This window comes from Microvirgula sp. AG722, from assembly GCF_003269145.1.
Classification (GTDB): Bacteria; Pseudomonadota; Gammaproteobacteria; order Burkholderiales; family Aquaspirillaceae; genus Microvirgula; species Microvirgula aerodenitrificans.
Map to the genome: position 1 here is coordinate 439,116 of NZ_QLTJ01000001.1, position 22,080 is coordinate 461,195.

Annotated in this window: 20 protein-coding genes; 1 reads left to right on the forward strand and 19 read right to left on the reverse strand. The window is 66.3% G+C overall.

The annotated features are described in order from the left end of the window. Positions 1-32: 32 nt before the first annotated feature. Entirely contained in the window at positions 33-2,753 is a 2,721-nt protein-coding gene (gene secA, locus DFO50_RS02080; RefSeq protein ID WP_028498475.1) for a preprotein translocase subunit SecA, read from the reverse strand. Positions 2,754-3,002: 249 nt separating this feature from the next. On the opposite strand from secA, the gene DFO50_RS02085 reads away from it, so the two are divergent. After that, a complete protein-coding gene (locus tag DFO50_RS02085; protein ID WP_028498476.1) occupies positions 3,003-3,443 on the forward strand; it encodes a DciA family protein in 441 nt (146 codons plus the stop codon). Here the strand turns inward: DFO50_RS02085 and moaC are convergent. The 18 genes from moaC to mraZ form a co-directional block, all read right to left on the reverse strand. Further along, a complete protein-coding gene (gene moaC / locus DFO50_RS02090; protein ID WP_028498477.1) occupies positions 3,440-3,922 on the reverse strand; it encodes a cyclic pyranopterin monophosphate synthase MoaC in 483 nt (160 codons plus the stop codon). The two genes, DFO50_RS02085 and moaC, sit on opposite strands and share 4 nt — an antisense overlap. Before the next feature lie 20 nt (positions 3,923-3,942). Continuing rightward, positions 3,943-4,125 (reverse strand): hypothetical protein, encoded by a 183-nt coding sequence (locus tag DFO50_RS02095; protein ID WP_028498478.1) that lies wholly within the window; start codon positions 4,123-4,125, stop codon positions 3,943-3,945. A 49-nt stretch (positions 4,126-4,174) separates the two neighbouring features. Then, positions 4,175-5,086, reverse strand: coding sequence for a UDP-3-O-acyl-N-acetylglucosamine deacetylase (gene lpxC, locus DFO50_RS02100; protein ID WP_028498479.1), 912 nt, complete (start codon positions 5,084-5,086; stop codon positions 4,175-4,177). Positions 5,087-5,191: 105 nt separating this feature from the next. After that, positions 5,192-6,388 carry a cell division protein FtsZ gene (gene ftsZ, locus DFO50_RS02105; protein WP_028498480.1) on the reverse strand — a complete coding sequence of 399 codons (1,197 nt, stop codon included), beginning with the start codon at positions 6,386-6,388 and terminating at the stop codon, positions 5,192-5,194. A 121-nt stretch (positions 6,389-6,509) separates the two neighbouring features. Beyond that, entirely contained in the window at positions 6,510-7,721 is a 1,212-nt protein-coding gene (gene ftsA / locus DFO50_RS02110) for a cell division protein FtsA (protein WP_233495175.1), read from the reverse strand. Between the two features lie 62 nt (positions 7,722-7,783). Beyond that, complete coding sequence (locus DFO50_RS02115; RefSeq protein WP_028498482.1) at positions 7,784-8,518, reverse strand: cell division protein FtsQ/DivIB; 735 nt, start codon at positions 8,516-8,518, stop codon at positions 7,784-7,786. After that, positions 8,508-9,434, reverse strand: a complete 927-nt coding sequence (locus tag DFO50_RS02120; RefSeq protein WP_233495176.1) for a D-alanine--D-alanine ligase — start codon at positions 9,432-9,434, stop codon at positions 8,508-8,510. The genes DFO50_RS02115 and DFO50_RS02120 overlap by 11 nt, the downstream gene beginning before the upstream one ends. Then, positions 9,434-10,831: a UDP-N-acetylmuramate--L-alanine ligase gene (murC, locus tag DFO50_RS02125; RefSeq protein ID WP_028498484.1), complete on the reverse strand. Its 1,398-nt coding sequence runs from the start codon at positions 10,829-10,831 to the stop codon at positions 9,434-9,436. The genes DFO50_RS02120 and murC overlap by 1 nt, the downstream gene beginning before the upstream one ends. A 73-nt stretch (positions 10,832-10,904) precedes the next feature. Then, positions 10,905-11,987 (reverse strand): undecaprenyldiphospho-muramoylpentapeptide beta-N-acetylglucosaminyltransferase, encoded by a 1,083-nt coding sequence (gene murG / locus DFO50_RS02130; RefSeq protein WP_199489716.1) that lies wholly within the window; start codon positions 11,985-11,987, stop codon positions 10,905-10,907. Further along, on the reverse strand, positions 11,984-13,150 hold the full coding sequence (ftsW, locus tag DFO50_RS02135; protein ID WP_028498486.1) for a putative lipid II flippase FtsW: 1,167 nt from the start codon (positions 13,148-13,150) through the stop codon (positions 11,984-11,986). The genes murG and ftsW overlap by 4 nt, the downstream gene beginning before the upstream one ends. A gap of 2 nt (positions 13,151-13,152) precedes the next feature. Then, positions 13,153-14,523 (reverse strand): UDP-N-acetylmuramoyl-L-alanine--D-glutamate ligase, encoded by a 1,371-nt coding sequence (gene murD, locus DFO50_RS02140; RefSeq protein WP_112691951.1) that lies wholly within the window; start codon positions 14,521-14,523, stop codon positions 13,153-13,155. Positions 14,524-14,528: 5 nt separating this feature from the next. Then, a complete protein-coding gene (mraY, locus tag DFO50_RS02145) occupies positions 14,529-15,614 on the reverse strand; it encodes a phospho-N-acetylmuramoyl-pentapeptide-transferase (protein WP_107888860.1) in 1,086 nt (361 codons plus the stop codon). Between the two features lie 90 nt (positions 15,615-15,704). Then, the gene (murF, locus tag DFO50_RS02150) at positions 15,705-17,069 is read right to left on the reverse strand and encodes a UDP-N-acetylmuramoyl-tripeptide--D-alanyl-D-alanine ligase (RefSeq protein WP_233495163.1); all 1,365 of its coding nucleotides are present in this window, start codon (positions 17,067-17,069) and stop codon (positions 15,705-15,707) included. Further along, positions 17,066-18,538 (reverse strand): UDP-N-acetylmuramoyl-L-alanyl-D-glutamate--2,6-diaminopimelate ligase, encoded by a 1,473-nt coding sequence (locus DFO50_RS02155; RefSeq protein WP_112691953.1) that lies wholly within the window; start codon positions 18,536-18,538, stop codon positions 17,066-17,068. Before DFO50_RS02155 ends, murF begins: the two co-directional genes overlap by 4 nt. Then, positions 18,535-20,298, reverse strand: a complete 1,764-nt coding sequence (locus DFO50_RS02160; protein WP_112691954.1) for a penicillin-binding protein 2 — start codon at positions 20,296-20,298, stop codon at positions 18,535-18,537. The genes DFO50_RS02155 and DFO50_RS02160 overlap by 4 nt, the downstream gene beginning before the upstream one ends. After that, positions 20,295-20,567: a cell division protein FtsL gene (gene ftsL / locus DFO50_RS02165; protein WP_028498492.1), complete on the reverse strand. Its 273-nt coding sequence runs from the start codon at positions 20,565-20,567 to the stop codon at positions 20,295-20,297. The genes DFO50_RS02160 and ftsL overlap by 4 nt, the downstream gene beginning before the upstream one ends. Continuing rightward, a complete protein-coding gene (gene rsmH, locus DFO50_RS02170) occupies positions 20,564-21,517 on the reverse strand; it encodes a 16S rRNA (cytosine(1402)-N(4))-methyltransferase RsmH (protein ID WP_028498493.1) in 954 nt (317 codons plus the stop codon). Before rsmH ends, ftsL begins: the two co-directional genes overlap by 4 nt. Beyond that, positions 21,514-21,960: a division/cell wall cluster transcriptional repressor MraZ gene (mraZ, locus tag DFO50_RS02175; RefSeq protein WP_112691955.1), complete on the reverse strand. Its 447-nt coding sequence runs from the start codon at positions 21,958-21,960 to the stop codon at positions 21,514-21,516. The genes rsmH and mraZ overlap by 4 nt, the downstream gene beginning before the upstream one ends. Positions 21,961-22,080: the final 120 nt, after the last annotated feature.

The window sequence follows — 22,080 nt, forward strand, 5'->3', positions numbered from 1 at the left end:
AGAACGCGGCGTTTTTTCGTGCTTCGGTCAGCTTAGGCCAGACGACCGTGGCACTGCTTGTAGCGCTTGCCGGAACCGCACGGGCACGCATCGTTGCGACCGACCTTGATGCCGGCGGCAGCCAGACGATCCGGCGAGTACGGGTTGCCGTCGACGGCTTCGTCGCCGTCGACGGTGAACTCGTCATGACGGAACTCCATCGGCAGCGGTTCGTGCTCGAATGCTTCGGCAGCGGCAGCTTCGTCCGGGCTGCGGATCTGCACCGTGGCCACGATCTGCGTCACTTCGCGCTTGATGCGTTCCAGCATCGCGGCGAACAGCTCGAAGGCTTCGCGCTTGTATTCCTGCTTCGGGTTCTTCTGCGCGTAACCGCGCAGATGGATGCCCTGGCGCAGGTGGTCGAGCGCGGACAGGTGTTCGCGCCAGGCGCTGTCGAAGTGCTGCAGCAGCACGGCACGCTCGAACTGGCGCATGACGTCGCCGCCGGCCGATTCGACCTTGGCATCGTACTGGGCGCGAGCCTGGTCAAGGATGCGCAGCTTGAACGTTTCGGTCTCGACCGACGGTTCGGCCTTCATCCATTCGTCGACCGGTGCGTCGATCTGGTAGTCGGCAGCCAGCACCTTGCGCAGACCGGCCACGTCCCACTGTTCTTCCATCGACTGCGGCGGGATATAGGCATCGAACAGGCCGGCCAGCACGTCGTCGCGCATGGCGGCGATCATGTCGGCGACATTCTCCGATTCGAGGATCTCGTTGCGCTGCTGGTAGATGACCTTGCGCTGGTCGTTCGACACGTCGTCGTATTCGAGCAGTTGCTTGCGGATGTCGAAGTTGCGGCCTTCCACCTTGCGCTGGGCATTCTCGATGGCGCGGGTCACCCACGGGTGCTCGATCGCTTCGCCTTCCGGCATTTTCAGTCGCTGCATGATCGCGCCGACGCGGTCGGAGGCGAAGATGCGCAGCAGCGGGTCTTCCAGCGACAGGTAGAAGCGCGAGCTGCCCGGGTCGCCCTGGCGGCCGGAACGGCCACGCAGCTGGTTGTCGATCCGGCGCGATTCATGGCGTTCGGTGCCGATGATGTGCAGGCCGCCAGCGGCCAGCACCTGATCGTGGCGCGGCTGCCAGTCGGCTTTCAGCGCTTCGATCTTTGCCGTTTTCTGTTCTGCAGTCAGCGACGCATCGTTCTCGATGGCGAGAATGTCCGGCGCAATGCTGCCGCCCAGCACGATGTCGGTACCGCGACCGGCCATGTTGGTGGCGATGGTGATGACGCCCGGACGACCGGCCTGGACCACGATGTCGGCTTCACGCGCGTGCTGCTTGGCGTTCAGCACTTCGTGCGGCAGCTTTTCCTTGTCGAGCAGGGCCGACAGCAGTTCGGAGTTTTCGATCGAGGTGGTACCGACCAGCACCGGCTGGCCGCGCTGCTGGCAGTCGCGGATGTCGGCGACGATGGCGTGATGCTTCTCGTCGGCGGTGCGGTAGACCAGGTCGAGGTTGTCCTTGCGGATCATCGGCCGGTTGGTCGGGATCACCACGGTTTCCAGACCGTAGATCTGCTGGAATTCGTAGGCTTCGGTATCGGCCGTGCCGGTCATGCCGGCCAGCTTCTTGTAGATGCGGAAGTAGTTCTGGAACGTGATCGACGCCAGCGTCTGGTTCTCGCGGTTGACGGTCACGCCTTCCTTGGCCTCGACCGCCTGGTGCAGACCCTCGCTCCAGCGGCGACCGGCCATCAGCCGGCCGGTGAACTCGTCGACGATGATGATTTCGTCGTCCTGCACCACATAGTGCTGGTCACGATGGAACAGCGCATGGGCGCGCAGTGCGGCCATCAGATGGTGCATCAGCGTGATGTTGGCGGCCGAGTACAGGCTGTCGCCTTCGCGCAGCAGGCCGGCATTGATCAGCTGGACTTCGGCATGCTCGAAACCGGATTCGGACAGCATGACGCTGTGCGCCTTCTCGTCGACCCAGTAGTCGCCTTCGCCTTCTTCTTCCTGCTGGCGGACCAGCAGCGGCGGAATGGCGTTCATGCGCTGGTACATGTCGATATTGTCGTCAGCCGGGCCGCTGATGATCAGCGGCGTGCGCGCTTCGTCGATCAGGATCGAGTCCACTTCGTCGACGATGGCATACGACAGCGGGCGCTGCACGCGCTCGCCGGTGCTGTACACCATGTTGTCGCGCAGGTAGTCGAAGCCGAATTCGTTGTTGGTGCCGTAGGTGATGTCGGCGGCGTAGGCGGTCTGCTTGTCGCCATGGGCCATCTGCGACAGGTTCACGCCGACGCTGAGGCCGAGGAAGTTGTACAGCTTGGCCATGGTGTTCGCGTCACGGCTGGCCAGGTAGTCGTTGACGGTCACGACGTGCACGCCCTTGCCGGCGATCGCGTTCAGGTAGGCCGGCAGCGTGGCGACCAGCGTCTTGCCTTCACCAGTGCGCATTTCGGCGATCTTGCCGTTGTGCAGCACCATGCCGCCGATCAGCTGCACGTCGAAGTGGCGCATGCCCATCACGCGGCGGCTGGCCTCGCGGCAGACGGCGAAGGCTTCGGGCAGCAGCGAATCGAGCGTGGCACCCTTCTGGAAGCGGTCGCGGAACTCGTCGGTCTTGGCAGCCAGCGCCGCATCATCCAGCGCCTGCATCTCCGGTTCCATCGCATTGATGCGGGTCACCGTACCGCGGTATTGCTTGAGCAGCCGGTCGTTGCGACTGCCGAAGACTTTTTTCAGTAGACTCTGGATCATGGGTTGTCAGTAGGCGGTGCGCGCCGAAAAAAATAGAGGGAATATTAGCACAGCGGCCATGCGCCCACGCTGGGCACGCAACGATCCCGACCGGGCGCGCGGGCCTGCGGGTGCTGCGATCGCGTATTGTCTGTGCCAGATCAATCCTGCATGCGCGGTGACAGATGCGGCGATCCCGCCATTTCTCAAGCCCGACGGCATGAATTTACAGGGATGGCGACAGGCCGGGCTCGTGGCACAATCCACGGCATGGACTCCAGCGACCCCGTTACCAAGCACCTGACCCGCGTACCGAAACTGGCCGCGCTCGCCGAGCTGTCGCACCGCTACCGCGAGCTCGACGCCGCACTGAAACGGCAGCTGACGCCCGGCCTGGCCGGCAGTGTCGAGGTCGCCTGCGTGCGCGAAAACGGCGAGCTGGTGGTGTTCGCCGCCAGCGGCAGCGTGGTCACCAAGCTGCGCTCGCTGGAAACCCGACTGTGCAACACCCTGGCCGCCGATGGCTGGCCGGTGTCGCGGCTGAAGGTCCGGGTACGGGTCGACATCAAGCCGAACAAGAAGCCCAAGAATTTCTCGGTCAACGACCCCGCACTCGACGCGCTGGAACGCACTGCCGGCAATGTCGCCGGCCATCCGCAACTCGCGCGGGCGCTGTCACGGTTTATCGCGGCACGACGGGCGAAGCGCTAGTCTTCCGCCTTCCAGTGCCCCGATTTGCCGCCGGCTTTTTCCAGCAGCCGGATGCCGCCCATTTCCATGCCGCGGTCGACTGCCTTGCACATGTCGTAGACGGTCAGCAGGGCGACGCTGACTGCGGTCAGCGCTTCCATTTCCACTCCGGTCTTGCCGACCGTTTCAGCGGTCACGGTGCAGCCGACGCGGCTGGCGGCCTCATCGAGCGCGAACTCGACCGCGACCCGCGTCAGCGCGATCGGGTGGCACAGCGGGATCAGCGACGACGCCTGCTTGGACGCCATGATGGCGGCCACGCGGGCTATGCCGAGCACGTCGCCCTTCTTGTGGCCACCATCGCGCACCAGGGCAAAGGTCGCCGGCTGCATGGCGATCCAGCCGGTGGCCACGGCGACGCGGGCGGTTTCGGCCTTGGCGCCGACATCGACCATGTGAGCCTGGCCGGCGGCATCGAAATGGGTCAGCGGAGAGGACATGCGGGGCTCCGTTCAGTCACTCAGTTGTACAGGTGGCGCACCAGCGCCCAGACCAGGGTCAATACCAGCGCCAGCACGGCCGAACCGATGACGATGCGGCGGATATAGCCCAGAAAGCGGCGCTGGCGGGTAAAGGCAAAGCAGAACAGTGACCAGCCGACGCCAAAGATGACGATCAGCAGCCACAGGCGGAAAAACAGCATGACGGCGCCCTCCGGTCAGGGTGGTTTCCGGGGCGGCGCCTGCCGCGGTTCAGACCGGGGCCGGCAGGCGATGGAAACTGGATGGTGCCTGGTCGGCCGAAGCGAAGCTGACGTATTCCCAGGCATCGGTACAGGCCAGCAGCTTGCGCAGCAACTGGTTGTTCAGCGCGTGCCCGGACTTGTAGCCGGAGAAGGCTGCGATCAGCGGGTGTCCGAGCACGTACAGGTCGCCGATCGCATCGAGGATCTTGTGGCGCACGAACTCGTCCGGATAGCGCAGGCCATCGCTGTTCAATACGTATTCATCATCGATGACGATGGCGTTGTCGAGGCTGCCGCCACGGCCCAGACCGGCCTTGGCCATGCTTTCCACTTCATGCATGAAGCCAAAGGTACGGGCACGGGCGATCGCGTCGATGTAGCTGGTGCCGGCAAAGTCGATCTCGACCTTCTGCGGCGCGCGCTGGAATACCGGGTGGTTGAAGGCGATTTCCAGGCTGACCTTGAAACCGTCGTGCGGCGACAGGCGGACCCACTTGTCGCCTTCGCTCACTTCCACCGTGTCCAGCACGCGGATAAAGCGCTTGGGCTTCGCCTGATCGACGATGCCCGCACTTTGCAGCAGATAGATGAACGGCATGGCGCTGCCGTCCATGATCGGCGTTTCCTGCGCCGTCATTTCCACAATCAGGTTGTCGATACCCAGTCCGGCCAGCGCGCTCATGAGGTGCTCGATGGTGCCGACACGCACGCCGTCGGGCGTGACGAGCGTCGAGGAGAGGCGCGTGTCGTTCACCAGTTCCGGGGCAAGCCGGATATCGTCGCTACCGGGGAGATCGGTGCGGCGAAACACGATGCCGGAATCGGGAGGCGCCGGGCGTAGCGTCAGCTTGATGCGGTCGCCCGAGTGCAACCCGACCCCGCTCGCGCTGACAGGCTCCTTGAGCGTGCGCTGGTGGATCATGGTTATCCAAACTTCCTGTACTGCGTATTGACGGCGTCAGCGTAGCACAGCGCACTCATTGCGCTGATGACTTGCACTGATACCGGCGATAGCAAACTGCTATCAGTCTGCCTGCTTGCGCAGGAAGGCCGGGATGTCGTAGTTGTCCATTACTGCCGGGTTGGCAAAATCGGCACCGGTGGTCACGGCGCGGCGGCCGGACTTCAGGAAGCCGGACACGTCGTTTTCGGCAGCCGGCACTTCGAACGGCATGTCATCGGTACCGGTACGTACGACCTTCAGGTAGTCGGGACGTTCGTCACGGGCCGCATTCTTCTTGCTGTTCGGCGACAGGCCGGTGGCGATCAGCGTCACGCGGATTTCGTCATCCGGCATGCCTTCGACTTCGGCAGTGCCGAACTTCATGTCGGCGTCGCCATCGGCGAGCTGGGTGATGATTTCCATGATTTCGCTGTACTCGCGCATGCGCAGGCAACCCGGCGCGGTCGAGATGTTGACCAGCAGGCCCTTGGCGCCGATCAGGGTCACGTCATCGAGCAGCGGGCTGGCCACGGCCTGTTCGGCGGCCACGCGGGCGCGGTCTATGCCGGATGCGCTGGCGGTCCCCATCATGGCCATGCCGTTGAGGCTCATCACCGTACGCACGTCGGCAAAGTCGACGTTGACGAAGCCCGGGGTGGTGATCACTTCGGCCACACCGGCGACAGCGCCCTTCAGCACGTCGTCGGCGGCACGGAACGCTTCACGCATGGTGACGTCGTCGCCGAGCACTTCCATCAGCTTCTGGTTCGGGATCACGATCAGCGAGTCGACGTTCTTCTTCAGGTCGTCAACGCCCTGCACCGATACCGCCAGGCGCTTGCCACCTTCGAACACGAACGGACGGGTGACGACCGCCACGGTCAGCACGCCGAGTTCGCGCGCGACTTCGGCCACCACCGGTGCGGCACCGGTACCGGTGCCGCCGCCCATGCCGGCGGCGATGAACACCATGTCGCAACCCTTCAGCACGTCGCCGATGCGCTCACGGTCTTCCAGCGCCGAATTGCGGCCGACTTCCGGCTTGGAACCGGCGCCAAGGCCCTTGGTCAGCGTCTGGCCGAGCTGGATGCGGGTCGGGGCGCGGTTCTGCGCCAGCGAATCGGCATCGGTGTTGGCAGCGACGAACTCGACGCCCTTCATCCCGGCATCGATCATGTTGTTGACCGCGTTGCAGCCACCGCCGCCGACACCGATCACCTTGATGACGGCCTGTTGGGCCGGCGCGTCCTGCAGCATTTCATAAACCATAACGCTCATGGTTCTCTCCTCGTAAAAAACACCCTGGCGATGTGCCCTGTATCCGCGACGGCAACGCCCTGCCGTCGCACTCCTTTGGCCGTCCACCCGGGTGGACGGCGCAATCCCGTTTCGGGTCCGGTCAGAAGTTGCTGCCGAACCACGCCTTCATCTTGCTGAACACCGACGTGATCGAACCGCCGTCGTTCTTCGGCATCAATACCTTGTGCTCGCGCTCCTTGCCCAGCAGCAGCAGGCCGACGGCGGTCGAGTAGGCCGGCTTGCGCACGACCTCGGCCAGGCCGGCATAGTACTGCGGCGCGCCGACGCGCACCGGCATGTGGAACACTTCCTCGGCCAGCTCGCTGACGCCCGGCATCTGGCTGGAGCCACCGGTCAGCACGATGCCCGAGCTCAGCATGCCGTCGAAACCGGCGCGCTTGAGTTCCTGCTGCACCAGCTGGAACAGCTCCTCGACCCGCGGCTCGATGACCTCGGCCAGCGTCGCGCGCGACAGCTGGCGCGGTCCGCGTTCGCCGACGCCCGGCACGTCCAGCATCTGCGACGCGTCGGCCATGCGGGCCAGCCCGACGCCGTGCTGGATCTTGATGTCCTCGGCGTCCTTGGTCGGCGTGCGCAGCGCCATGGCGATGTCGTTGGTGATCTGGTCGCCGGCGATCGGAATGACGGCCGTGTGACGGATCGCGCCGCCCCGCAGCACGGCGATGTCGGTCGTGCCGCCGCCGATGTCGATCAGGCAGACGCCGAGATCCTTCTCGTCCTCGGTCAGCACTGCCTGGGCACTGGCCAGCGGCTGCAGGATCAGGTCGCTGACTTCCAGCCCGCAACGGCGCACGCACTTGGCGATGTTCTGCGCCGCGCTGACCGCGCCGGTCACGATATGGACCCGCGCCTCCAGCCGGACGCCGGACATGCCCAGCGGTTCGCGCACGTCTTCCTGGCCGTCGATGCAGAATTCCTGGGTCAGGATGTGCAGCACCTGGTGGTCCGGCGGAATGGTCACGGCGCGGGCAGTCTCGATCACGCGGTCGATATCGGCCTGGGTGACCTCGCGCTCGCGGATCGCCACCATGCCGTGCGAATTCACGCTCTTGATGTGACTGCCGGCAATGCCGGTGTACACCTCGTTGATCTTGCAGTCGGCCATCAGTTCGGCCTCGCGCACGGCAGCCTCGATGGCTTTGACCGTCGCCTCGATATTGACCACCATGCCCTTGCGCAGACCGCGCGACGGCGTATTGCCCATGCCGACAATATTGATGCCGCCCTCGTCGGTGACCTCGGCCACGATGGCCACGATCTTCGACGTGCCGATATCCAGGCCGACCAGCATCTGTTTCGTGTCCCTTGTTTTGCTCACCAATCGCTCCACCCGGTATGCGTATTCGGTTTCATTCAGGCCGCCGGTTTTCTCGGCAGCACATTTCCCGGCTTGTAGTCCGGCATCCGGACCGCAAATCCGTTCGGATACCGCAAGTCCACGTATTCAATGCGGTACGGCAGCTTGACCAGCTCCTGCTGCCACACCGCGACAAACCTCGCCATCCGGCCCTCGACATCATCGTGCCCCAGCCGGAGCTGGACGCCATTGCTCAGCATCACATCCCACGCCCGCCGCTCCGACAGCTTCAGCCCGGCCACCCGCAGCGAGGCCGGCGCCAGCAGCCGGCCGGCATCGGCCAGCGCCCTGACCAGGTCCTTCTCGCTGCCGGCCGGTCCTTCGACCATCGGCAGCGCCTCGCTCGATGCGGCATCGAACCACTCGCCCTGCGACGACAGCAGGCCGCTCTCGCCCCAGCGGGCCACCGCGCGGTGCTCGTCGATCACGATTTCCAGCTGATCGGGCCATTGCCGCCGCACCACCGCACGCCGCACCCACGGCAGCTTTTCAAACGCTTCCCGGGTCGCATCGAGATTCAGGGTAAAGAACGTGCCCTTCAGCTCCGACTCGGCCACCAACCGCAACTGCTCCGGGGTCACATGCTTCAGCGCCCCGTCGATGCGGATCTTCCGCACCGGAAAATAGCTCGAATGGGCGATCCAGTACCCGCCCGCCACAAGGCTCATCAATAGCGCCGCGCCAAACAGGAAACTGGCGAAGCTGTTGAGGGCCTTGTGGTTATCCCACATGGGCCGTATCCAGAACCTGCACACACAGGTCCTCGTAGGACAGCCCGGCCACCCGCGCCGCCATCGGCACCAGCGAATGCGTGGTCATGCCCGGCGAGGTATTGATTTCCAGCAGGTACGGCTCGCCGGCCTCGTCGACGAGGAAGTCGATCCGTCCCCAGCCCTGTCCGCCCAGCACGGCGAAACCCTGCTCGGCCAGCCGGCGCATTTCCGCTTCGCGCGCCTCGCTGAGGCCGGCCGGGCAGCGGTACACCGTGTCGTCACGGAAGTACTTGGCCTGGTAGTCGTAAAACTCGGTCGCCGGCTCGATCTTGATCGCCGGCAACGCCTTGTCGTTGAGAATGGAGACGGTGTACTCGCCGCCACCAATGAATTTTTCCGCCAGCACCAGGCGATCGTACTGGCGCGCTTCGCGGTAGGCCGCTTCCAGCGTGCCGGCCTCGACCACCTTGGTCACGCCGATGCTCGACCCCTCACAGGCCGGCTTGACGAACAGCGGCAGGCCCAGCTCGCGTTCGATGGCGGCGAAGTCGCTGTCGTCGTCCAGCAATTCGAATGCCGGGATCGGCAGGCCGGCGGCCTTCCAGACCAGCTTCGAGCGCCATTTGTCCATGCCGATGGCCGAAGCCATCACGCCACAGCCGGTATACGGGATGCCCAGCGTCTCCAGCGCGCCCTGCAGCGTGCCATCCTCGCCGAACGGGCCGTGCAGGGCGATGAACACCCGGTCGAAGCCTTCGTCCTTCAGCGCCTGCAGCGGTTTTTCCGCCGGGTCGAACGCCTGCGCGTCCACACCGTGGTGCAGCAGCGCGGCCAGCACCCCGCTGCCGCTCATCAGCGACACTTCACGCTCGGACGAGGTCCCGCCGAGCAACACCGCCACTTTGCCGAAATGCCTGTTCATATCGCGCGTCATCATTGTTCCTGCTTCGCCGCCAGCTTGCCCGGCACCTGGCCGATCGAGCCGGCGCCCATCGTCATCACCACGTCGCCATCACGCACATGCGTCATCACGGCGCCCGGCATGTCGGCGATGGCCTCGACGAACACCGGTTCCACCTTGCCGGCCACGCGCACCGCGCGGCTCAGCGCCCGCCCGTCGGCGGCAACGATCGGCTGTTCACCGGCCGGATAGACATCGGCCAGCAGCAGCGCATCGACCGACGACAGCACGCGGACGAAGTCCTCGAACAGGTCACGGGTCCGCGTATAGCGGTGCGGCTGGAACGCCAGCACCAGCCGGCGACCCGGGAAGGCACCGCGCGCCGCGGCCAGCGTGGCCGCCATTTCGACCGGGTGGTGACCATAGTCGTCGACCAGCGTGGCATGGCCGCCATCCGGCAGCCGCAGCTCGCCATAGCGCTGGAAGCGCCGGCCGACGCCGGAGAAACCGGCCAGTCCGTCGGCGATGTCGTCGATGTTCGCGCCGCACTCCAGCCCGATGGCGATGGCCGCCAGCGCATTGAGCACATTGTGCAGGCCGGGCAGATTGACCGTGACCGTGCGCCGGTGGCGTTCGCCGTTTTCCCACAGCACGTCAAAGCGCATGCGCCCGCCGTCGGCCACCACGTTCTCGGCCCGCACCTGGGCGTCCTCGCTGAAACCGTAGGTGGTGATCGGCTTGGTGATGCGCGGCAGAATCTCGCGCACGTTCGGGTCGTCGACGCAGACCACGGCACGACCGTAGAACGGCAGCCGCTGCAGAAAGTCGACGAAGGCCTGCTTCAGCTTGTCGAAGTCGTGGCCATAGGTGTCCATGTGGTCGGCGTCGATATTGGTGACGACGGCCATGATCGGCGACAGGTACAGGAACGAGGCGTCCGACTCGTCGGCTTCGGCAACGAGAAAATCACCGGAACCCAGCCGCGCATTGCTGCCGGCGGCGGTCAGCCGCCCGCCGATGACGAAGGTCGGGTCCATGCCGGCCTGGCCCAGCACGCTGGCCACCAGGCTGGTGGTCGTGGTCTTGCCGTGGGTACCGGCAATGGCGATGCCCTGCTTGATCCGCATCAGCTCGGCCAGCATCAGCGCGCGCGGCACGATGGGGATGCCTGCGGCACGCGCCGCCAGCACTTCCGGGTTGTCCGCCTTGACCGCCGTGGAGGTGACGACGACATCCGCGCCGCCGACATAGGTGGCGTCATGGCCGAACTGCACGCTCGCGCCGGCAGCCGTCAGCCGCTCGGTGGTGGCATTCGCCGCGACGTCGGAGCCTGACACGGTATAGCCGAGCGTCAGCAGCACCTCGGCGATGCCGCTCATGCCGACCCCGCCGATTCCGACGAAATGGATATGTCTGACTCTGTGTTTCATCCCGATATTCCGCGTAGACCGCACAAAACCCGCAAGGATACTGGCTTTTGAACCAAAACTGTTTTGCGTGGCGTCATTTGTTACATCCTTTGCCCGCCAGTTGCGCACAAATGTCCGCCACACGGGCGGCAGCATCGGTTTTCGCCTTGCCGCGCGCGACCCGCGCCATGTCCAGACACTGGCTGCGCGTCAGGCCGGAAATCAGCGCGGCGACCCGTTCGACCGTCATCTGCGGCTGCGGCAGCAGGATGCCGGCGCCGGCCTCGCTGAGGAAGCGCGCATTGCCGGTCTGGTGGTCGTCGACCGCGCTCGGAAACGGCACCAGCACGCTGGCCGCACCCACGGCGGCCAGCTCGGCCACGGTCAGCGCGCCGGCACGGCACAGCACCAGGTCGGCCCGCGCATACTCGCCGGCCATGTCGTCGATAAAGGCACGGCAGTCGGCCTCGACGCCGGCGTCCGCATAGTTCTGGCGCAGCGCCTCGATCTGCTTCTGCCCGGCCTGGTGGACTACCTGCGGCCGCGAGGCGACGGGCAGGCTGGCCAGCGCGGCCGGCAGGGTGTCATTGAATACCCGGGCACCCAGGCTGCCGCCAACCACCAGCAGGCGCAGCGGGCCGTCGCGGCCATCGAAGCGCGTGTCGGGAGCGGGAACGGCGGCGATGTCGGCCCGTACCGGATTGCCGACCAGTCCGGCCTCGCCGGCAAAGGCACCGGGGAAGGCGAACAGGGTGCGACTGGCAATCTTCGACAGCATGCGGTTGGTCAGCCCGGCGACCGAATTCTGTTCGTGCACCACCAGCGGAATGCCCAGCAGCCGGGCAGCCAGGCCGCCCGGCGCGCCGGTATAGCCGCCAAAGCCGATCACCACGTCCGGGTGCAGCCGGCGCAGGATCGCCACCGAACGGCTGACCGCGCGGCCGAGTACGGCCGGCAGCGCCAGCCAGCGCGCGATGCCGTTGCCGCGCACGCCGCGAATGGCCAGGGTTTCCAGCGCATAGCCGCGCGACGGCACCAGCCGGGTTTCCATGCCGCCGTCGGCGCCAAGGAATACCGCCTGCCAGCCGCGCGAGCTCAGTTCGTCCGCAACGGCCAGTGCCGGGAAGATATGCCCGCCGGTGCCACCGGTCATGATCAGGGCGGTCGGCATGCTCATACCTTGTACCCCCGCATCAGCAAACGGTTTTCCCAGTCGATGCGCAGCAGGATCGCCAGCGCGATGCAGTTGGCCAGGATCGCGCTGCCGCCATATGACAGCAGCGGCAGGGTCAGACCCTTGGTCGGCAGCAAGCCCATGTTCACACCCACGTTGATGAACGCCTGCCAGCCGATCCAGATGCCGATGGCCTGGGCGACCAGCGCCTGGAAGAAGCGTTCGAGTTTTTTCGATTCCATGCCGATGTGGAACGCGCGCCGGACCAGCCAGGCGAACAGGCCGACGACGACGGCAATGCCGACGAAGCCGAATTCCTCGGCAATCACTGCCATCAGGAAGTCGGTATGCGCTTCCGGCAGATAAAACAGTTTTTCCACGCTGTTGCCGAGGCCGACGCCGAACCACTCGCCGCGGCCGAAGGCAATCAGCGAGTGCGACAGCTGGTAGCCCTTGCCGTACGGGTCCTGCCACGGGTCGAGGAAGCCGACCACGCGCTCCATCCGGTATGGCGAACTCATCACCAGGCCAACGGCGCTGAGGCCGCCGACGGTGATCAGCGCGGCGAAGATGCGCCAGTTGATGCCGCCGAGGAACAGCGTGCCCATCGAGATCACTGCCACCACGGCGAAGGCGCCGAAGTCGGGCTCCATCAGCAGCAGGATGCCGGTCACCGCCACTGCCGCCGCCATCGGCACGAAGCCCTTGGTGATGCTGTGCATGTAGTCGGCCTTGCGGGTGGTGAAGTCGGCCGCATACAGGCAGGCCGCCAGTTTCATGATCTCGGACGGCTGCAGGTTCATGATGCCGAGCGATACCCAGCGCCGCGAGCCGTTCACCACCTTGCCGATGCCGGGCACCAGCACCAGGATCAGCATGACGAAGGCCAGCATGAACAGCCGGCTGGCATGGCGTTGCCACATCGCGGTCGGCACCTGGAAGGCGACCCAGCCCACGGCCAGCGCGACCGTCAGCGCAATGCTGTGCCGGACCAGGTAGTAGAAGCGGTTGTGGGTGTCGGCATCGGCTTCCGCATACGCGATCGACGCCGAATACACCATCACCAGACCGATGGCCAGCAGCGCGACGATGACCCACACCAGCGCCTCGTCATACGCGGTGAAGCGTGGCGCGCCGGGGGTGGGTCGGTCGAAGGCAAAGCGCACGGTCAGCTCCTGCCTGCCGCAATGGCACGGGCGGCATCGATGAACACCTCGGAACGGTGGGCATAGCCGCGGAACATGTCGAAACTGGCGCAGGCCGGCGACAGCAGCACCACGTCGCCGGCCTGCGCCAGCGCAAAGGCCTCGCGGGTGGCGTCTTCCAGCGTGGCGCAATCAATGACCGGCTGCGCAATGCCATCCAGCGCGCCGCGGATCTGCGCCGCGTCGCGACCGATCAGCACCACGGCGCGGGCGATGCGGGCGATGGCCGGCTTCAGCGGCGCAAAGTCCTGTCCCTTGCCGTCACCGCCGGCGATCAGCACCACCGGCCGGGTCATGCCGTTGAGGGCGGCCTCGGTCGCACCGACATTGGTGCCCTTGGAGTCATCGATGAAATCGACGCCACCATGGGCCAGTACGTGTTCGACCCGGTGCGGCAGGCCACGGAAGGTTTTCAGTCCGGCGACCAGTCCGGCGCGCGGCATGCCGGCCGCTTCGGCCAGCGCCAGCGCCGCCAGCGCATTGGCCGCGTTGTGCAGGCCGACCAGTTGCATCTCGTCGGCCGCCAGCAGCGGGACGCCACCGGCCTGCAGCCAGTGACGACCATCGCGTTCGACCAGTGCGTAGTCGGCGGACGGGTCGCGCAGCGAGAAGGTGACGTGGCGGCGATCCGGGCGGGCCATGGCGCGGACGAACACGTCGTCGGCATTCAGCACCTGGACGCCCGCCCCGTTGAAAACCGCAGCCTTGCTGTCGGCATAGGCCAGCAGGTCGCGATAGCGGTTCAGGTGGTCTTCGGAAATGTTCAGCACCGTGGCAGCGACCGCATCCAGCGAACGGGTAGTCTCCAGCTGGAAGCTCGACAGTTCGAGCACGAACAGGTCCGGCAGCCGGCCTTCGCGCTCGATGCCGGTCAGCGCCGCCAGGGTCGGCAGGCCGATATTGCCGGCCACCACGGCCCGCAGTCCGGTGGCATGGCACAGATGGCCGACCAGCGAGGTCACGGTGGTCTTGCCATTGGAACCGGTGATGGCAATCACCGGCTTGCCGAGCGGGCGGATGGCGCGGGCGAACAGCTCGACATCACCGACCACTTCGCCGGTGAAGGCGGCGATGGCCGGCGTCGCCACCGGCACGCCGGGGCTGACCACCAGCAGGTCGCAGCCGGCGAACGTGGCCGCGTCAAAGGCGCCGGTGCGCACGTCGGCGTCCGGCGCCACGGCGCGCAGCTCATCGGCATGCGGCAGCACGTCGCGGCTGTCGGCCACTACCAGCCGGCCGACGCGCGAGGCGAGGAACGCCGCCGCCGCCAGCCCGGTATCGCCGAAGCCGACCACACCGACTGTCTTTTGCTTGAGTCCGAGATCCGCAAACATGTCCGTTACCTCAGCTTCAGCGTGGAAAGGCCGGCCAGCACCAGCATCATGGTGATGATCCAGAAGCGGACCACAACCTGGGTCTCCTTCCAGCCTTTCAGTTCGAAGTGGTGATGCAGCGGCGCCATCAGGAACACGCGCTTGCGGGTCAGCTTGAAACTGGCGACCTGGATCATTACCGACAGCGCTTCCATCACGAACAGTCCGCCCATGACGAACAGCACGATCTCCTGGCGCACGATCACCGCCACCGTGCCGAGCGAGGCGCCCAGCGCCAGTGCGCCGACGTCGCCCATGAACACCTGGGCCGGGTAGGCGTTGTACCAGAGGAAGGCCAGGCAGGCGCCGGCCATGGCCGCGCAGAACACCACCACTTCATGCGCGCCCGGAATGTGCGGCAGACCGAGGTAATGGGCGAAGCCGCTGTGGCCGGCCACATAGGCGAACACCGCCAGCGCCGAGGCCACCATCACCACCGGCATGGCGGCCAGACCGTCGAGGCCGTCGGTCAGGTTGACCGCGTTCGAGGTGCCGACGATGACGAAATAGGTGAGAACGCAGAAGCCGACCACCCCGAACGGATAGACGACGTTCTTGAAGAACGGCACGATGAATTCGGTCGAGGTCGGCAGCGTCGCGGTGGTAATCAGATAGACGCCGGCGCCGATGGCGATCAGCGACTGCCAGAACATCTTGGCCCGGGCCGAAATGCCCTTCGGGTCCTTGTAGACCACCTTGCGCCAGTCATCGTAGAAGCCGATGGCGCCGGTACCGAACATGACCGCCAGCAGCAGCCACACATATTTGTTCGACAGGTCCGCCCACAGCAGGGTGGTGATGCCGATCGACATCAGGATCAGCGTGCCGCCCATGGTCGGCGTGCCGGCCTTGACCAGATGGGTCTGCGGACCGTCGCTGCGCACTGCCTGGCCGACCTTCAGCTCGGTCAGCTTGCGGATGACCCAGGGGCCGGAGAACAGCCCGATGCCGAGCGCAGTCAGGCTCGCCAGCACCGCGCGCAGCGTGATGTAATTGAGAACGTTGAAGGCGCGGACATATTCCCCGAGCCAGTCGGCCAGCCAAAGTAACAACTCGTACTCCCTGTGTCCGCCGCGTACGGCGAACCCTGTTTTTCTGTTTGCGACCGGTGGTCCGGTCGCCGCTTGTTCTCCGCCGCCGGCTCAGTGGCCGGTCGCGGACTTTCCGGTCAGCGCGGCGACCACCCGTTCCAGCTTCATGAAGCGTGAGCCCTTGACCAGCACGGTCGAACCGCGCCCGGTCGCAGCCAGCGCCTGCAGCACCGCGTCGATGTCCGCGCCATGCACGGCACCGGCACCGAACGCCTGCGTCGCCCCGGCACTGTGCTCGCCGATGGTGACCAGGTGACGGATGCCGTGTTCGCGGGCGTAGCGGCCGATTTCGGCATGCAGCGCAGGGGCTTCGGCCCCCAGTTCGCCGATATCGCCGAACACCAGCCAGGTATCGCCACCACAGCCGGCCAGCACGCGGATCGCGGCATGGACCGAGTCGGGGTTGGCGTTGTAGGTGTCGTCGATCACGGCGGCACCGTTCAGTGCCGTGGCCGGCGCCAGCCGGCCGGCGACGCCGGCAAAGGCATCCAGTCCGGTCGCGACATCGGCCAGCGAGGCACCGAGGGCCAGCGCCACCGCAGCGGCAGCCAGCGCATTGGCGACCATGTGGTCACCGGGTACGTGCAGCGTCACGGCGGCCTCGCCCTGCGCCGTCACCAGCGTGAAGCGGCTGCCGTCGGCCTGCGCGACCAGATCGCGGGCATGGACGTCGCCGCGCGTCAGGCCGAACTCGACCCGGCGGCGGCCGGCGGCCGCAACCCGGAACAGATCTGCATGCGGATCGTCGGCATTCAGCACGGCGACACCGTCCGCCGGCAGGCCGGCGTAGATTTCCGCCTTGGCCCGCGCCACCGCCTCGACACTGCCGAAGTAGCCGATATGCGCGCGCATCGCGTTGTTGACCAGCGCCACGCGCGGCCGGGCCAGCCCGGACAGCCAGCTGAGCTCGCCGGCGTGGTTCATGCCCATTTCGATCACCGCCGCACGATGGCCGGCGGACAGTTGCAGCAGGGTCAGCGGCTGGCCGATGTCGTTGTTCAGATTGCCATGAGTAGCCAGCACGGCGGCGTCGCCATATTGCGCGACCAGAATCGCGCGCAGCATTTCCTTGACCGTGGTCTTGCCGTTCGAGCCGGTGATGCCGGCCAGCGGCAGGTCGAAGCCACGACGCCAGCGGGCAGCCAGGTGGCCGAGCGCGATGCGGGTATCCGGCACCTTGATCAGCGAGGCGCCGTCGAGTTCGAAATCGCAACGCACGACGGCGCCCACGGCGCCGGCCGCCAGCACGTCGGCGACGAAATCATGCGCATCGAAACGTTCGCCCTTAAGCGCAACGAACAGGTCGCCAGGCCGGACCTGGCGACTGTCGGTCACCACGCGGGCAAAGTCCGCATCCGGTCCGGTGTGCACGGCATACAGTGCATCGGCGGCGGCGGACAGGCTCAGCATGCTCATGGCCGCGTCCCCCAGCTGGCCAGCGCGTCCTCGGCTTCCCGCACGTCGCTGAACGTGTGCTTGACGCCCTTGATGTCCTGGTATTCCTCGTGGCCCTTGCCGGCGACCAGAATCATGTCGCCGCGGCGGGCATTGCTGACCGCCCAGCGGATGGCGGCGCGGCGGTCGGCATCGACATGGCCCGGCGCACGCATGCCGGCAACGATGTCGTCGATGATCGCCTGCGGGGCTTCGGTGCGCGGGTTGTCGCTGGTGACGACGGTGATATCGGCCAGCTGTTCGGCAATGGCCCCCATCATCGGCCGCTTGCCGCGGTCGCGATCGCCGCCGCAGCCGAACACGCAGAACAGGCGGCCACCGGCCGGCCGCAGCACGGCCAGCGCGCCCAGCGCCTTTTCCAGTGCGTCCGGCGAGTGGGCGTAATCGACCACCACCCGCGGCTCGTCACCGCTGCCGACGCGCTGCATGCGCCCGCGCGCCGGCTGGATGCGGCCGAGAATGCGGCAGGCTTCGTCCAGCGCCACGCCATTGGCGCACAGCGCCGCCAGGCAGGCGAGCAGGTTCGAGGCATTGAAGCGGCCGAGCAGCGGCGAATCGATATGGCCCTCGCCCCACGGCGTGACCACGTCGAGGTGCAGCCCGTCCAGGCTGGCGATGAACTTGCGCGTGCGCACATCGCCCTGGTCGATGCCATAGGTGATGACGCGGCCGGCTTCGGCGCGGGTGGCGAGTTCGCGACCGAACGCATCGTCGGCATTGATGATCGCGTGGCGCAGCCCGACCCAGTGGAACAGCCGTTCCTTGGCCGCGCCGTACGCTTCCATCGTGCCGTGGTAGTCGAGGTGGTCGCGGGTCAGGTTGGTGAAGACGGCGGTGGTGAAGGCGACGCCGTTGACGCGGTGCTGGTCCAGCCCGTGGCTGGACACTTCCATCGCCACCGCACTGGCGCCCTGGCGGCGGAAACCGGCCAGCGAGGTCTGCACGGTGACCGGGTCCGGCGTGGTGTGGGTGCTGTCGGCCAGTTCACCGAAGAAGCCGTTGCCGACCGTGCCGATCAGCGCGGTCTTGCGATTGTTCAGGGTCAGCGCCTGGGCCAGCCAGGTAGTGATCGAGGTCTTGCCGTTGGTGCCGGTCACGCCGATGACGGTCATGGCCCGGCTCGGGTCGCCGAGGCGGTGGCTGGCGATCACGCCCGCGCGTGCGCGCAGGTCGGGCACGGCCAGGTTGGGCACATCCCATGCAGGGTTCCAGGCGAAGCCGTCGGCCGGGTCCCAGGCCACGCCGCCGGCGCCCTGGGCAATCGCCTGGGCAATGTAGTCGCGACCGTCGGCGTATTCGCCACGGAAGGCCAGAAACAGGTCGCCCGGCAGCACGCGGCGGCTGTCGGACGTGACGCGATCGGGACGCAGTCCCAGCGAATCGAGTTGCGCCGGGTCCCATTCCGGCAGATTGATGAGGCGGGAAATCATGTTTCTTCTTTCACTAGCGGCACATCGGCCGGGAACAGCGTGTTGTTGGTCGGCGCATCGGGCTCGACGCCCAGCATGCGCAACCCGTCCGCCATGACCTTGGCGAACACCGGGGCGGCGGAAATGCCGCCGTAAATCATGCCTCTTTCATTGCCGGGCTCATCGAACATCACGGCGACGATCAGCCGTGGCCGCGTCGCCGGCGCAAAGCCGACAAAGGACGCCACGTATTTCTTCACGTAGCGCCCGCCTTCGAGCTTCAGCGCGGTGCCGGTCTTGCCGGCGACGTGGTAGCCGAGCACCTGCGCGCGTGGCGCGGTGCCGCCCGGCTCGGTGACCTTGATCATCATGTGGCGGATGGTGCGCGCCGTCTGCGCCGAAATGATGCTCTTGCCCGGCAGCGGCGCATCCAGCTTGGTAAACGAGATCGGCAGCATTTCGCCGTCGTTGGTAAACACGGTGTAGGCACGCGCCATCTGGATCAGGCTGACCGAAATGCCGTGGCCGTAGCCCATTGTCGCCTGCTCGATCGGGCGCCAGGTTTTCCACGGCCGCACGTGGCCCGCGGCTTCACCGGGGAAGCCGGTCTGCGGCCGCCGGCCGAAGCCGATGTCGTTGAAGAACTGCCACATGGTCTTCTGCTGCAGCAGCAGCGCGATCTTGCTGGCGCCGACGTTCGACGATTTCTGCAGGATGCCGCCGATGTCCAGCTCCGGATACAGGTGGGTATCCTTGATCAGCGCCGGGCCGATGGTATAGCTCCTGGTATCGAACACCTGCTCGGCACGGATCAGGTGGTCGTCGAAAGCCTTGGCGATGACCAGCGGCTTCATGATCGAGCCCGGTTCGTACTGGTCGCTGAGCACGCGGTTGCGCATCTCCGCCGGTTTCAGGTCCCAGCGGTTGTTCGGGTTGTAGGTCGGCAGGTTGACCAGGGCCAGCGTCTCGCCGGTCTGCGCGTCGAGCACGACGATGCCGCCGGCCTTGGCGCCGCTGGCTTCCATGCCGGCCTTCAGTTCGCGATAGGCGAGGTACTGGACGCGGCGGTCCAGCGACAGCGCCAGGGTCTGGCCGTCACGCGGGCGCTCGATGGCGGCCACGTCCTCGACGATATGACCGCGACGGTCCTTGATCACGTGACGGCTGCCGGCGTGGCCGGCCAGCATCTTGTCGCGCGACAGCTCCATGCCTTCCTGGCCGCGCCCGTCCATGCCGGTGTAGCCGACCACCTGGGCCATGATCTCGCCGGCCGGGTAGTAGCGGCGGTATTCGCGCTGGGTCGACACGCCGGGAATGGCGAGCTTGACCACTTCATCCGCCAGTTCCGGGCGGATCTGGCGTTTCAGGTAGACGAACTCGCGCCGCTTGTCCGCGAACTTGCGCGCGATGTCCTCGGGCTTCAGGTCCAGCAGCCGCGCCAGCGCATTGATCTTCTCGACCGGCACCGCATCCATGTCGGCCGGACTGGCCCAGATCGACTGTACCGGGGTGGAGATGGCCAGCGGTTCGCCGTTGCGGTCGGTAATCATCCCGCGCGTGGCTTCCAGCGTCAGCGTGCGGCTGTAGCGGGCCGAGCCCTGCCCCTGCAGGAAGTCCTGCTTGATCACCTGCAGGTAGATGGCGCGGGCCAGCAGCGCGCCAAACAGCACGCCCAGCACGCAGCCAACAATTTTGACCCGTGATGTCGGCAGACGCAGGCTCTGGTTCTGCCGGCGCGGAATGCCGCCGCGCGGGGTGTGGATCGCCCCGACGCGGGTCATGGCCGGCTCCCGAGGGTAATGACCTGGATTTCACGCGTGTCCGGCATGTGCATGCCGAGCGCGTCGGTGGCGCGGCGCTCGATCAGCGCGTGCGCCGCCCAGGTACCCTGTTCCAGCCGCAGGCGGCCGTATTCGACGTCAAGCTCGTGGGCAAAACGCTGTTCCTTCTGCAGTTCGCCATACCGCTTGCGCGATTCGAACCGGCAGGTGATGACCGACAGGGCACAACCGATCAGCACGACCAGCAGCAGAAGGTGGCTCCGGGTCATGTCGACGGTCCCCAGCGCACATTGTTGCGCGACGCGACGCGCATGATGGCGCTGCGCGCGCGCGGGTTGGCCGCCAGCCGTTCGCTGCCCTCGCGCACCGGTTTGCCAAGCAGCGCCAGCGGCGGCTGTGGCAGGTCGGCGGCGCGGATCGGCATGCCGCGTGGCAGTTCGGGCGGCGACGACGCGGCGCGCATGAACTGCTTGACGATGCGGTCTTCCAGCGAATGGAAGGCGATGACCACCAGGCGGCCGGCCGGCAACAGCCGCGCCGCGGCCTGCGGCAGCACGGCTTCCAGTTCGTCCAGCTCGCGATTGATGAAGATGCGGATGGCCTGGAACGTTCGCGTGGCCGGGTCCTGCCCGGGTTCGCGCGTTCGCACGCAGCGCGCGCACAGCGCCGCCAGTTCGCGGGTGGTGTGAAGCAGCGTGCCGTCGGCGCGGTTCTGCACGATGGCGCGGGCAATGGAGGCGGCGAAGCGTTCTTCGCCGTATTCGCGGATCACGCGACGGATGTCGTCCTCGCTGGCGCTGTTCAGCCAGTCGGCCGCCGTCTGGCCGCGCGTGGTATCCATGCGCATGTCCAGTGGTGCGTCGAAGCGGAAGCTGAAACCACGCTGCGCGTCGTCGATCTGCGGCGAGGACACGCCGAGATCCATCAGCACGCCGTCGACCCGTTCGACGCCGAGCCGGTCCAGCTCGTCCGCCAGGGTTTCAAAGCCGGCGTGGACGATGGTCAGGCGCGGGTCGTCGATGCGGCCGGCCTCGGCAATGGCCAGCGGGTCCTTGTCGAAGGCGATCAGCCGGCCTTCGGGCCCGAGTCGGGACAGGATCAGGCGCGAGTGTCCCCCGCGTCCGAACGTGCAATCCACATACACGCCGTCCGCGCGCACGGCGAGGGCCTCGACGGCCTCGTCAAGCAGCACGGTAATATGTTGCAGCGGCGTGCTCACAATGAAAATTCTCCCAATTGGCCGGTCAGTTCGCCCGGCGGCAATGCCAGGGTCGCCATGGTCTCGGCGTCCCAGCGGTCTTCGTCCCACAATTCAAAGCGCCGGCCCATGCCGACCAGCACCACTTTCTTGTCCAGTCCGGTCATCTGCCGGAGTTTGGCCGGCAGCAGCACGCGGCCGGCACTGTCCATCTCCAGCGTTTCGGCGTGGCCCAGCAGCAGGCGCTGGTAGCGCAGCGCGGCCGGGTTGTTGGCTGGCAGCGCGGCAATTTTCTCCGCCACCGGCAGCCAGGTTTTATGCGGATACACCAGCAGGCAATTCAGCGATTCGAGCGTCACCACCAGCCTGTCGCCGAAATCGGCGCACAAGGTCTCGCGGTGCCTGGCCGGGATGGCAAGGCGACCTTTGCTGTCGAGACTGAGGGTGCTGACGCCGCCTAACATGATGGCCCGATGCGTTCCTGGTTTTCCCGGGGGCAATAATCCACTTTAATCCACTTTCCCCCACATTCCGCCACTATAAGGATTCGACAAAATCCGGTCAATGACCATCCCGCGCGATTC